This is a genomic window from Kribbella sp. NPDC000426 (assembly GCF_040300265.1).
Lineage (GTDB): Bacteria > Actinomycetota > Actinomycetes > Propionibacteriales > Kribbellaceae > Kribbella.
Map to the genome: position 1 here is coordinate 1156066 of NZ_JBEPDK010000001.1, position 12270 is coordinate 1168335.

Consider the following 12270-nt stretch of genomic DNA (forward strand, 5'->3'; position numbering starts at 1 on the left):
AACCAACTTCTGATGGCATCGACCCCGGAACTGCCGGATGCGCTCGGGGGCGAGTAGCTGGACGGAGAGGGACCGTGACGCGGACTGCGCGGAGTCAAGCCGTAGGCGCTGCCGTTGTAGTAGCCGCTGCGTTGCTGACCGTGAGTGCCTGCGGCAGCGAGAACGGCGCGTCAGCCACCGCCGCCGAGACCCCCGCAGCCAAGCATTCGCTGTCGGGCACAGCCCAGAAGGAGAAGGGCTCGCTCGCCGGCCTCGCCGTACTGCCTCGCGGGTACCTCGCGGACCCGCGCGCCAACGCCACCGGCCCGTTCACCGCGACCGGCTTCCTGAACACCTGGTCGGCCGACCCGGCGCTGGACCGCGCCCTGCTGCTGAACGCGACCTTCGCCGAGGGGTACCGCGCGTCCCGGCTGAGCCCGGACAACAAGAAGCGCTTCACCCTGCAGTTGTTCAAGACGGGCTCGGCCGCCAAGGCAGCAGCCCTCCAGAAGGGCTTCTGGAGCCAGGACACCCACGACAACCCGTTCAACTTCCCCGGTGGGCTGTCCGACGCCCGGGTCGAGTTCGACGGCGGCACCTCCCAGTCCACCGCCGTCGCCGAGGTCAGCCTCGCCGTCGGGCCGATGGTCGTCGAGATCAGCGTCCGCGAGGTAGGTGCCCCGGGCAGCAATCTCACCCCGGACACCGCACTCGTCACGTCACTCGCGAAGGAACAGCGAGCCCGCCTCACCGCAACGTCGAGCTAGCCGATCCTGTCGATCACCAACGGACCTGGCACGTAGGAGTCCGCGACAGCCACCGCATCGACCAGCGACTCCAGCGCACGGTCGATCCGGCTCGCGTCATCAGTGTGCAGGGTCAAGAGCGGCTGACCTTCCTGCACCTGATCGCCCGGCTTCGCGTGCATCTCGACGCCGGCGACCGCGGACACCGGATCCTCCTTGCGCGCCCGGCCGGCCCCGAGCCGCCACGCGGCCACACCGACCGCCAGGGCATCGAGCTTGGACAGCGTGCCCGACGCAGGAGCCGGTACGACGTGCTGCTCCGGCGCGACCGGCAGCTCCGCGGACGGGTCGCCGCCCTGGGCCGCGATCATCGCGCGCCACGCGTCCATCGCCGTACCGTCGTTGAGCTTCCCGGCCGGGTCGACGTCGGTGACGCCGGCCGCCGCGAGCATCTCCTTGGCCAGGGCAACGGTCAGCTCGACGACGTCGGCGGGACCGCCGCCGGCCAGTACCTCGACCGATTCACGGACCTCGAGGGCGTTACCCGCGGTCAGGCCGAGCGGGACCGACATGTCGGTGAGCAAGGCAACGGTCTTCACGCCGGCATCGGTGCCCAGCGCAACCATGGTCTCGGCGAGCTCACGGGCGTCGGCCAGATCCTTCATGAACGCGCCGGAGCCGACCTTCACGTCCAGCACCAGCGCTCCGGTTCCCTCGGCAATCTTCTTGCTCATGATCGAGCTGGCGATCAGCGGGATCGCCTCGACCGTGCCGGTCACGTCACGCAGCGCATACAGCTTCTTGTCGGCCGGAGCCAGACCGTCGCCGGCGGCGCAGATCACCGCGCCGACGTCCTCCAACTGCTGCATCAGTTCGTCGTTCGACAGCGCGGCGCGCCAGCCGGGGATCGACTCCAGCTTGTCCAGGGTGCCGCCGGTGTGGCCGAGGCCCCGGCCCGACAGCTGCGGTACGGCGATCCCGCACGCCGCGACCAAAGGTGCCAGCGGCAACGTGATCTTGTCGCCGACGCCGCCGGTCGAGTGCTTGTCCGCGGTCGGCCGGGACAGCTTGCCGAAGTCCATCCGCTCGCCGGACGCGATCATCGCCGCGGTCCAGCGGGCGATCTCGCGCCGGTTCATCCCGTTCAGCAGGATCGCCATCGCGAGCGCGGACATCTGCTCGTCGGCGACGTCACCCTTGGTGTAGGCGTCGATCACCCAGTCGATCTGCCCGTCGCTCAGCTCACCCTTGTCCCGCTTGGCCCGGATGACATCCACCGCGTCGAAACTCATCAGTTCTCCAAGTCCTCCGGCCCGAACGCGTCGGGCAGCAACTCACGCAACGGCCGCGGTCCGGTCGGCGTCTCCAGGAGCAGCCCCGGCCCGCCGTTCTCATACAGCAACTGCCGGCACCGCCCGCACGGCGTCAGCAGATCCCCGTGGTGATCCACACAACTGAACGCCACCAGCCGCCCACCACCGGTCCGGTGCAGCTCCGATACCAGCCCGCACTCCGCACACAACGTCAACCCGTACGACGCGTTCTCCACGTTGCACCCAGCAACAACCCGCCCGTCGTCCACCAGAGCCGCCGCCCCCACAGCAAACCCGGAGTACGGCGCATAGGCCCGCTGCATGACCTCGACGGCCAGCGCGCGCAAGGCCGGCCAGTCGATCTCACTCGGTGACGTAGGGTTCGCCATCGGCCTTTGGGGCTCTCACTCTGCCTACCAGGCCGGCTACCGCGATGATCGTGGCCAGGTAGGGGGCCATCAGGAGCAGTTCGCCGGGGATCGGGGTTTGGATGATCTGGAGTTGGGACTGCAACTGGGTGGCGAAGCCGAAGAACAGGGCCGCGACCGTCGCGCCGATCGGGTGCCAGCGGCCCATGATCAGTGCGGCGAGGGCGATGAACCCGTTGCCCGCGGTCATCTCCTTCGAGAACGAACCGGCGTACCCGACGGTGAAGAACGCGCCGCCGAGCCCGGCCAGGATGCCGGCCGAGAGGACCGCGGAGTACCGGATCCGCTTGACGTTGATGCCGACCGTGTCGGCGGCCTTCGGGTGCTCGCCGACCGCGCGGATCCGCAGGCCCCACCGGGTCTGGAACAGCACGAACGTGACGACCGCGACCGCGAGATAGGTCAGGTACACCAGGATCGTCTGGTTGAACAGGATCGGGCCGAAGAACGGGATGCTGGCCAGACCGGGGATCTTCACCGCCGACAGCACTTCCGGCGTGTTCAGCTTGTTCGCGTCGGGTTGCAGGAACTCGTCGAAGAGGAACCCGGTGATACCGGTCGCGAAGACCACCAGCACGACCCCGAGCACGACCTGGTTGACCAGGTACTTGATCGAGAACACCGCGAGCAGCGCAGCCATCAGCACACCGGTCGCCGCCGCCGCGATCAGCGCGGCCGCGGCGCTACCCGTCGTACTGGACACGACAGCCGCGGTGAACGCGCCGGTCAGGAACTGACCTTCGATCGCGATGTTGATGACACCGGCCCGCTCGGACAGCACACCGGCGAGCGCGCCGAGGATCAGCGGGGTCGCGAAGTTCAGCGTGCCCTGGAACTGGTTCGCCAGCGGGAACGTCTTGCCCGCGGCCGCCCAGCACAGGAACGCGCCGATGAAGCAGATGCCGAGCAGGGCAGCCAGCCAACCGGCGTACCGCTGCGGCACCCGGCGGACGATGTACGCCGCGGCCGAGGCCACGCCGACGATGCCGAGCAGCAGCCCGACCACCTGCGCGGGCACGTGCAGCAGGTTGTTCTGCAGATCGCCGGAGACCAGCTGGAACGTCGCTTTGCCGCTCTTGGTGAAGATCGCCAGGATCAGCCCGATCAGCGCGAACACCAGCATCAGGCCGCCGACCCGCAACCGGCGGGTCCGATCGGCCGGCGCCTCGATGACGTGCGGTTTCGCAGGTGCCGCGGGCACCGCGTCGGGAGTCGTCTCGGTCATCCGTTCCAGCCTTTCGCGAGGACGGCGCCGGCGCCGCGATCCTTGGGCAGGAACCGGAAGATCGAGCGCACCAGAGCCGGGGCCGCCACGAACAGCACGATCACGGCCTGCAGGACCGTGGTCAGCGTCAACGGGGTCTGCGTGATCAGCTGCATCTGCAGACCGCCCGCGTTCAGGGCGCCGAACAACAGCCCGGCCAGGACCGTGCCGAGCGGTGTGCCGCGGCCGAGCAGCGCGACCGTGATCGCGTCGAAGCCGACCGATGCCGCGACACCGTCGGTCAGCGGCAGGTCGGTCCCGAGCACCTGCTGGGTCCCGGCCAGACCGGCGAGCGCGCCGGCGACGACCATCGCGATGATGTACGCGCGGCCGACCGACATCCCCGCCGTCCGCGAGGCGTCGGCGTTCGCACCGACGGCGCGCAGCTCGAAGCCGATCGTCGAGCGGTTCAGCAACCACCAGACGAAGATCGCGGCCAGCACCGAGAGGATGAAGCCGCCGTGCAGCCGGGTGTCGCCGAACTGCGGGTACTGCGCGTTCGAGTCGACGATCGGCGAGATCGGGTCGGTCCGCCCGGGCCGCTGGAACGCCGAGGTGGTCAGCAGCCAGGCGAGCAGATAGATCGCGACGTAGTTGAGCATGATCGTCACGATCACCTCGTGCGCGCCGGTTCGGGCCTTCAGCAACCCGACGACACCGCCCCACAGCGCGCCGCCGAGCAGTCCGGCGAGGATCGCCACGATCAGGTGCAGACCGGGCGGCAGGTGCCAGGCGAACCCGACGTACGCCGCGAGGATCGCGCCGGCGATCAGCTGACCCTGCGCGCCGATGTTGAACAGCCCGGTGCGGAACGCCAGTGAGACCGCGAGGCCACCGCAGATCAGCGGCGTTGCCTGGGTCAACGATTCGGTGATCGCGGTGACCGAGCCGAACGCACCGAGGGCGAGCGCCTTGTAGGCCTCGCCGACGGCGCTCGCGGCCGCGGAGATGGTGTCCATCGGCGCGGCGCCGAAGTACCCCATCGCGGTCTTCACCTGGTCGTCGCTGACGATGATCAGGATCGCGCCGACCACCAGCGCCAGCACGATCGCGCTCAGCGAGACCAGGCCCTGGATCGCCCACGACGGCAGGCCGGAGCGCTGCGGTTCCTTCGCCGGTACGGGCGCGGCGGGAGCCGGCTCGACGTTTGCCTCTGTACTCATCTAGATGGTTCCCAACGTGGTCGGGTTCTCGATCGCGACGTCGTGCGCCTCGGACTTGGAGGCGCCGGCCATCATCAGGCCGAGCTCGTCGCGCGGGGTGTCGGCCGGTACGACGCCGACCACCTTGCCGCGGTACATCACCGCGACCCGGTCGGTCAGGGCGGCGATCTCGTCCAGCTCGGTGGACACGATCAGGACGGCGGTGCCGTTGTCGCGCTCCTCGACGATCCGGCTGTGCAGGAACTCGATCGAGCCGACGTCGACACCACGGGTCGGTTGCGAGGCGACCAGCAGTTTCAGCGGCCGGGACAGCTCGCGGGCGAGTACGACCTTCTGCTGGTTGCCGCCGGACAGCGACGACACCGGCAGGTCGATGCTCTGGGTGCGGATGTCGAACTCCTCGACCCGGGCCTCGGCGTTCTTGTCGATCTCGTCGGTCCGCAGCGCCAGCCCGTTGCCGAACGGCGCCTTGCGGAACAGGTCGAGGATCAGGTTCTCGGCGACCGTGAACGAGCCGACGAAGCCGTCGTGGGCGCGGTCCTCCGGGACGTACCCGATACCGGCCTCCAGCCGCTGTCTGGTCGATCTGCCGGTCAGGTCCTCGCCGTCCAGCGAGATCCTCCCGGCCGCGATCTGGATCAGCCCCAGCAGCGCCTCCGCCAGCTCGGTCTGACCGTTGCCCTGGACACCGGCCACCGCGAGGATCTCGCCGGCCCGGACCTCGAGGTCCACGTCGTCGACGGCGGTGAACCCGCGCTCGTCGATCACGGTCAGCCCCTCGACCCGCAGTACGACGTCCTTCGGCTGGGCCGGCTCCTTGTCGACGACCAGGTCGACCGCCCGGCCGACCATCAGCTCGGCCAACTGCTCCTCGGTCTCCGACGGCTCGGCCTGGCCGACCACCTTGCCGCGGCGGATCACGGTGATCTTGTCCGCGATCGCCTTGACCTCTTTGAGCTTGTGGGTGATGAAGACGATCGACGTGCCGTTCTCCTTGAGCTGGCGCATCACGCCGATCAGCTCGTCGATCTCGGCCGGGGTCAGCACCGCGGTCGGCTCGTCCAGGATCAGCACCCGGGCGTCGTTGCTGAGCGCCTTGATGATCTCCACCCGCTGCTGTACGCCGACCGGGATGTCCTCGACCAGCGCCTCCGGGTCGACCTCGAAGCCGTACCGGTCGGACAGCTCGGTGACCAGGGCGTCGGCCTTCTTCCGGTCCAGGATGCCGCCGGCCCGGGTGTTCTCCCGGCCGAGCATGATGTTCTCGGCGACGGTGAACACCGGGACGAGCATGAAGTGCTGGTGCACCATCCCGATCCCGTGCTTGATCGCGTCGCTCGGCGAGGTGATCCTCACCTTCTCGCCGTCGATCAGGATCTCGCCCTCGTCGGGCTGCAGCAGCCCGTAGAGCATGTTCATCAGCGTGCTCTTGCCGGCTCCGTTCTCGCCGAGCAGGCAGTGGATCTCGCCCGGCTCGATCACCAGGTCGATGTGGTCGTTGGCAACCAGCGAGCCGAAGCTCTTGGTCAGGCCGGACAGCTCGAGATGCATGCGGGCAGCCTCCCCTTCAGACGGCGAGCCAGGCTCTTCATACCGCGAGCCAGGAGGGCTGGACCGGTGGGTCCGTTGCCTTCCTGGCTCGCACCGTACTACGCGGATGCGCGATCGATCAGGACGCCTTCGGCTGTACCTTCGACTCGATCGTGATCTTGCCGCTGATGATGTCGGCCTTGATCGTGTCCAGCTCGGACTTCACGTCCGCCGGGACCTTGCTGTCGAAGTCGTGGAACGGCGCGATCGCCGTACCGCCGTTCTGCAGGGTGCCGGTGAACTGGGTGTTGTCGAACTTGTTGTCGACGACCGAGATCACCGCGTCCTTCACGGCGACGTCCATGCCCTTCTCGACGCTGCTCATCAGGACCGAGCAGTACTCCTCGGCGCTGATGCAGCCGTCGGTGTCGACCCAGATCGCGTTGACCTTGCCGTTGCTGGCCTTGGCCGCCTGCAGACCGCCCAGACCCGACGGACCGGCGACCGGGAACAGCACGTCCGCGCCCTGGGTGATCAGGTTCTGCGCGTTGTTCTGGCCCTTGGCCTTGTCCTCGAAGTCGCCGGTGAACAGACCCTTCTGCTTCTGGTCGTCCCAGCCGAGGACCTGGACGTTCTTGCCCTTCTGCGTGTTGTAGTACCGCACGCCCTGGGCGAAGCCGTCCATGAAGATCGTCACGGTCGGGATCTGCAGACCGCCGAAGGTGCCGACCTTGCCGGACTGCGTCATCGCGGCGGCCAGGTAGCCGGCCTGGAAGCTGGACTGCGCGGTGTTGAACAGCAGCGGCTTCAGGTTGGCGATGGGCGCCTTCGGTGCGGAGTCGACGATCGCGAACTTGATGTTCGGGTTCGCCTTGGCGGCCGCCTCGGTGGCGTCCTCGAGCTTGAACCCGACGGCGACGATGACGTTGCACTTGGCGCTGACCATCGCGGTCATGTTGGTCGTGTAGTCGTTGTCAGACTTCGACTCGGCCTTGACCTCGGTGAGGCCCTTCTCCTTGACCGCGTCCTGCAGACCCTTGTAGGAGGTCTGGTTGAACGACTTGTCGTCGAAGCCCCCCGAGTCGGAGACCATGCAGGCCTTGAAGTTCTTGTTGGCGTCGCTGCCGCTCGAGCTGCTGTCGGTCGGCTTGCTGCCACAAGCGGCGACGGCGAGCGTCAGCACGCCCACGATCGCCGTTCCCCGCACGTACTTCTTCACCGGACGTCTCCTTCGTCGACCAGATATCTTTGCCCGGCACGCCTTCCCCCACGTGCCGCATCCGCAGACTATAGGGCGCGCCCCGTCATTCTTTGAACGTCGCGCAGGCCTCGATACCGGAAAGTGACCGGCATTCTCGTCACATTTCGACAACTTCTCCGGTACGGTCACGGGCTGCGCCACCCATGTCACGGTATGCACGCTCCGTGGCGGCTCTCACGGTCCGTGGTCGTCACGGTGGGTCTTCGCCCGACTCTGGTGCACAATCGCGGCATGAGTCATCAGTTGCTGGTCGCGGACGTCCTCGCCCGGGTCGAGGCGGTACGCGAGGAGATGGTCGACGTACGGCGGGATCTGCACGCGCACCCGGAGCTGGGGTGGCACGAGGTGCGGACGACCGAGCTCCTCGAGAAGCAGCTGATCAAGGCCGGGCTGTCCCCGCGGGTGCTGCCGACCGGGACCGGCCTGATCTGCGACATCGGCGCCGGTGACTCGTGTGTCGCGCTGCGGGCGGACATCGACGCGCTGCCGGTGCCGGACGGCGTGGACGCACCCTGGCGGTCGACGATCGACGGAGTGGCGCACGCGTGCGGTCACGACGTACACACGTCGGCTCTGCTGGGTGCGGCGCTGGTGCTGGCCGGGATGGCGCGGGACGGGCAGCTGGACCGGCGGGTGCGGGTGATCTTCCAGCCCGCGGAGGAAGTGATGCCGGGCGGAGCGCTCGGCGTCATCGCAGCCGGCGGACTCGACGGGGTCCGCCGTATTTATGGGCTGCATTGTGATCCGCGGCTGCAGGTGGGCCAGGTCGGGCTGCGGGTCGGTGCGCTGACCGCGGCCGCCGACCGGATCCTGGTGCGGCTGACCGGGCCGGGTGGTCACACGTCGCGTCCGCACCTGACTGCGGACCTTGTCTACGCGCTCGCGACCCTGGTGTCGGAGCTCCCCGCTGCGCTGTCGCGGCGGGTGGACCCGCGCGCCGGCATGTCGCTCGTCTGGGGCCGGATCACGTCGGGCTCGGCCGCCAACGCGATCCCCTCACGCGGCGAGGCCGAGGGGACGCTGCGCTGCCTCGACGTCAACGCCTGGCGTCTGGCCGAGGAGCTGATCCCGTCGCTGGCCGAACAGCTCGTCCGCCCGTACGGCGTGGACGTCGACACCGAGGTCACCCACGGCGTACCGCCCGTGATGAACGACACGACCGCGATCGGGGTCCTGCAGAACGCCGTACACCAGACCCTCGGCTCGAGCGCGATCGCGCCTACGGACCAGTCCCTCGGCGGCGAGGACTTCGCCTGGTACCTCGAACACGTCCCGGGCGCCATGGCCCGCCTCGGCGTCCGCCACCCCTCCTCGGAAACCGCCGCCGACCTCCACACCCCCGGCTTCAGCCCCTCCGAGGAAGCCATCACCCTGGGCACCACAGTCCTGACCTCGGTCGCGTTGTTGGATTAGCGCATGACGAGTTATCCGCTGCTTGACGTGCGGGTCAGTACGCCGAGGCTGGAGTTGCGCGGGGCGACCGACGAGCTGCTGGGTGAGCTGGCGGAGGTGGTGCGAGCGGGGAAGACGCATGCGGACCCGCCGCCGTACGACGATCCGATCTCGCTCTACGAGCCGGATCCGGACCAGCGGGTGGCCAAGTGGATGCGGGCGATCTGGCGCGGACGAGGGAAGGTCGAGGCCGACGCCTGGCGGCTGTACTTCGTGGTGGTCGTGGACGGGCGGCCGGTCGGGATGCAGGACCTGATCGGCCTGGACTTCGCCGGCCTCGGCACGGTCACGAGCTTCTCGTGGCTGTCCAGCGACGAGCGCGGTCGTGGCCTCGGGCGTGAGATGCGCGCCGCGATCCTGCACCTTGCCTTCGAGGGCCTCGGGGCGAAGGAGGCGAGCAGCGACGCCTTCGTGGACAACCATGGCTCGAACGCGATCTCCAGGGCGCTCGGCTACGAACCGAACGGCTCCGACTGGGCCACCCGCCTCGGCGAACCCGGTCTCCTGAACCGCTGGCGCCTAACCCGGGACAACTGGGCGAAGCACCGCCGAGACGACATCCACCTCCACAACACCGAGGCCTGCCAGACCTACCTGCCTTTGTCGTCCGGCTAGAAGGTGTCGGCGGGGACGTAGACGCCCCAGACTTCGCGGAGGGTGTTGCAGACCTCGCCTACGGTGGCTCGGGCTTTCAGGGCTTCCTTCATCGGATAGAGGCAGTTGTCGTTGCCTTGGGCAGCTTTCTTCAGGGCGGCCAGGGCCTCGACGACGGCGGCCTGGTCGCGGGTCGCCCGCAGGTCTGCCAGGCGGGCGGTCTGCTGGGCCTCGATGGTGGGGTCGACGCGGAGCGGCTCGTACGGCTCCTCCGCGGCGATCTTGAACTTGTTCATCCCCACGACCACGCGCTCGACCGAGTCGATCTCCTGGGCGATCTGGTACGCCGACCGCTCGATCTCCTGCTTCTGGAAGCCCTTCTCGATCGCGGCGACGGCGCCGCCGTACTCCTCGACCTGGTCCATCAGCTCCACCGCGGCGGACTCGACCTCGTCGGTGAGCGACTCGACGACGTACGAGCCCGCGAACGGGTCGACCGTGGCGGTGACGTCGGTCTCGTACGCGAGGACCTGTTGCGTACGCAGCGCGAGGCGGGCCGCCTTCTCGGTCGGCAGCGCGATCGCTTCGTCGTACGAGTTCGTGTGCAGCGACTGGGTCCCGCCGAGGACCGCGGCCAGTCCTTGGATCGCGACGCGGACCAGGTTGACCTCAGGCTGCTGCGCGGTCAGCTGGACGCCGGCCGTCTGGGTGTGGAAGCGCAGCATCAACGACTTGGGGTTGCGGGCGCCGAACGAATCCCGCATCACCCGCGCCCAGATCCGCCGGGCCGCACGGAACTTCGCGACCTCCTCCAGCAGCGTCGTCCGCGCGACGAAGAAGAACGAGAGCCGCGGCGCGAACTCGTCCACGTCGAGCCCCGAGGCAACGGCGGCGCGGACGTACTCGATCCCGTTCGCCAGGGTGAAGGCGATCTCCTGCGCAGGCGTCGCCCCCGCCTCGGCCATGTGGTAGCCGGAGATCGAGATCGTGTTCCACCGCGGCAGCTCCGCGTGGCAGTACGCGAAGATGTCGCTGATCAGCCGCAGCGACTCCTTCGGCGGGTAGATGTAGGTCCCGCGGGCGATGTACTCCTTCAGTACGTCGTTCTGGATCGTGCCGGTGAGCTTGTCCGCGGACACGCCCTGCTCCTCGGCGACCAACTGGTACAGCAGCAGAAGCACCGACCCGGGCGCGTTGATCGTCATCGAGGTCGACACCTGGTCCAGCGGGATCTTGTCGAACAGCACCCGCATGTCGTCGATCGAGTCGATCGCCACCCCGACCTTGCCGACCTCGCCGTGCGCGATCGTCGCATCGGAGTCGTAGCCCATCTGGGTCGGCAGGTCGAACGCGACCGACAGGCCCATGGTCCCGTGGTCGATCAGCTGGTGGTACCGCTGGTTCGACTCGGCCGCGGTCCCGAACCCGGCGTACTGCCGCATCGTCCACGGCCGCCGCGTGTACATCGTCGGGTACACGCCCCGGGTGTAAGGGAACTCGCCCGGCTCCCCCAGCTTCGCCGCCGGGTCGAACCCGTCCAGCGGCCCATACACCGGATCGAACTCGAACCCCGACTCGCTGCGATGACTCATCCCCCCACGGTATTCCGAACCACCACCGCACTGGTATGCACCAGCTCCGTGACATCGAGCACCCTCACCGAAACCGCGGTATGATTCCTACTCGTTGGATTCCAACTCGAGGAGGGGCGGGATGAAACTACGATCGAAGGGCCAACTGACAGTGCCGGTAGAGATCCGCGAGCACCTCGGGCTGCACGAAGGCGACGAGGTGGAGTTCGTCGTTCGCGGAAACGCCGTGCAATTGGTTCGCGCGAAGTCGAACCGGTCGCACGGCCGCCGCACGGCCGCACGGCTGCGTGGTCGCGGCACGAGCGGGATGAGCACCGACAAGATCATGGAACTGCTCCGTGGCGAGGACTGACCTGTCGCTGGTCCGGCCACCGGCGACACTCGTCGACGCCTGCGTCATTCTCGATCTCACCACCGACGATCCGAAATGGGCCGACTGGTCGGAAGACGCCCTCGCGCAAGCAGGCGACGAAGGGCCACTCGTGATCAACCCGATCGTGTACGCCGAGGTGTCGGTCGACTTCGACTCCGTCGAGGAACTCGACGAGGTCCTGGCCGAGGCTGAGCTGCGACGCGAGCCCTTGCCGTTCGACGCCGGATTCCTGGCCGGGAAGGCGTACCTCGACTACCGCCGTCGTGGAGGATCTCGCCGCTCGCCACTCGCCGACTTCTACATCGGCGCCCACGCCGCGATCGCCGGACACCGTCTTCTCACGCGCGACGCCAACCGCTATCTCACCTACTTTCCGACTGTTCGGCTCATCGCCCCCTGACTCGGACCGAAAGACCTCTCCCGCGAGGCGGTCGACTGGTCTTGCAGGACGTCTGGTGTGCAACGATCCCCAGAGTTCGCATGCGACTAACCAAGCACAGCCCGGTGGCAACCTGAAGGACACTTCAAATCTCTGCAGGTGTCGACAGGGCATCGACGCCGTGTCACGAGAGCGT

Annotated in this window: 12 protein-coding genes; 5 read left to right on the plus strand and 7 right to left on the minus strand. The window is 68.2% G+C overall.

All coding sequences use genetic code 11. The annotated features are described in order from the left end of the window. Positions 1-74: 74 nt before the first annotated feature. Positions 75-746 (plus strand): hypothetical protein, encoded by a 672-nt coding sequence (locus ABT313_RS05610; protein WP_350849020.1) that lies wholly within the window; start codon positions 75-77, stop codon positions 744-746. Here ABT313_RS05610 and ABT313_RS05615 read toward each other — a convergent pair. The 6 genes from ABT313_RS05615 to ABT313_RS05640 all read right to left on the minus strand — a co-directional run bounded on the left by ABT313_RS05615 (position 743) and on the right by ABT313_RS05640 (position 7642). Then, positions 743-2017 carry a thymidine phosphorylase gene (locus tag ABT313_RS05615; protein ID WP_350849022.1) on the minus strand — a complete coding sequence of 425 codons (1275 nt, stop codon included), beginning with the start codon at positions 2015-2017 and terminating at the stop codon, positions 743-745. The genes ABT313_RS05610 and ABT313_RS05615 overlap by 4 nt on opposite strands. Next, positions 2017-2427: a cytidine deaminase gene (locus tag ABT313_RS05620; protein ID WP_350849024.1), complete on the minus strand. Its 411-nt coding sequence runs from the start codon at positions 2425-2427 to the stop codon at positions 2017-2019. The genes ABT313_RS05615 and ABT313_RS05620 overlap by 1 nt, the downstream gene beginning before the upstream one ends. Beyond that, on the minus strand, positions 2402-3691 hold the full coding sequence (locus ABT313_RS05625; protein WP_350849026.1) for an ABC transporter permease: 1290 nt from the start codon (positions 3689-3691) through the stop codon (positions 2402-2404). The genes ABT313_RS05620 and ABT313_RS05625 overlap by 26 nt, the downstream gene beginning before the upstream one ends. Continuing rightward, a complete protein-coding gene (locus ABT313_RS05630) occupies positions 3688-4893 on the minus strand; it encodes an ABC transporter permease (RefSeq protein ID WP_350849028.1) in 1206 nt (401 codons plus the stop codon). Before ABT313_RS05630 ends, ABT313_RS05625 begins: the two co-directional genes overlap by 4 nt. Beyond that, entirely contained in the window at positions 4894-6444 is a 1551-nt protein-coding gene (locus tag ABT313_RS05635; protein ID WP_350849031.1) for an ABC transporter ATP-binding protein, read from the minus strand. It lies immediately after the preceding gene. Positions 6445-6562: 118 nt separating this feature from the next. Then, positions 6563-7642 carry a BMP family lipoprotein gene (locus tag ABT313_RS05640; protein ID WP_350849033.1) on the minus strand — a complete coding sequence of 360 codons (1080 nt, stop codon included), beginning with the start codon at positions 7640-7642 and terminating at the stop codon, positions 6563-6565. A gap of 273 nt (positions 7643-7915) precedes the next feature. Between ABT313_RS05640 and ABT313_RS05645 the strand changes: the two genes are divergently transcribed. Together ABT313_RS05645 and ABT313_RS05650 are read left to right on the plus strand one after the other, a co-directional pair. Next, positions 7916-9097 (plus strand): amidohydrolase, encoded by a 1182-nt coding sequence (locus ABT313_RS05645; protein ID WP_350849035.1) that lies wholly within the window; start codon positions 7916-7918, stop codon positions 9095-9097. Between the two features lie 3 nt (positions 9098-9100). Further along, positions 9101-9751, plus strand: coding sequence for a GNAT family N-acetyltransferase (locus tag ABT313_RS05650; RefSeq protein ID WP_350849037.1), 651 nt, complete (start codon positions 9101-9103; stop codon positions 9749-9751). Here ABT313_RS05650 and ABT313_RS05655 read toward each other — a convergent pair. Beyond that, positions 9748-11322, minus strand: coding sequence for an acyl-CoA mutase large subunit family protein (locus ABT313_RS05655; protein WP_350849039.1), 1575 nt, complete (start codon positions 11320-11322; stop codon positions 9748-9750). The two genes, ABT313_RS05650 and ABT313_RS05655, sit on opposite strands and share 4 nt — an antisense overlap. Before the next feature lie 121 nt (positions 11323-11443). Here ABT313_RS05655 and ABT313_RS05660 point away from each other — a divergent pair, with 121 nt between their 5' ends. Both ABT313_RS05660 and ABT313_RS05665 read left to right on the plus strand, forming a co-directional pair. Then, complete coding sequence (locus tag ABT313_RS05660) at positions 11444-11674, plus strand: AbrB/MazE/SpoVT family DNA-binding domain-containing protein (RefSeq protein ID WP_350849041.1); 231 nt, start codon at positions 11444-11446, stop codon at positions 11672-11674. Further along, positions 11661-12095: a type II toxin-antitoxin system VapC family toxin gene (locus ABT313_RS05665; protein ID WP_350849043.1), complete on the plus strand. Its 435-nt coding sequence runs from the start codon at positions 11661-11663 to the stop codon at positions 12093-12095. Before ABT313_RS05660 ends, ABT313_RS05665 begins: the two co-directional genes overlap by 14 nt. Positions 12096-12270: the final 175 nt, after the last annotated feature.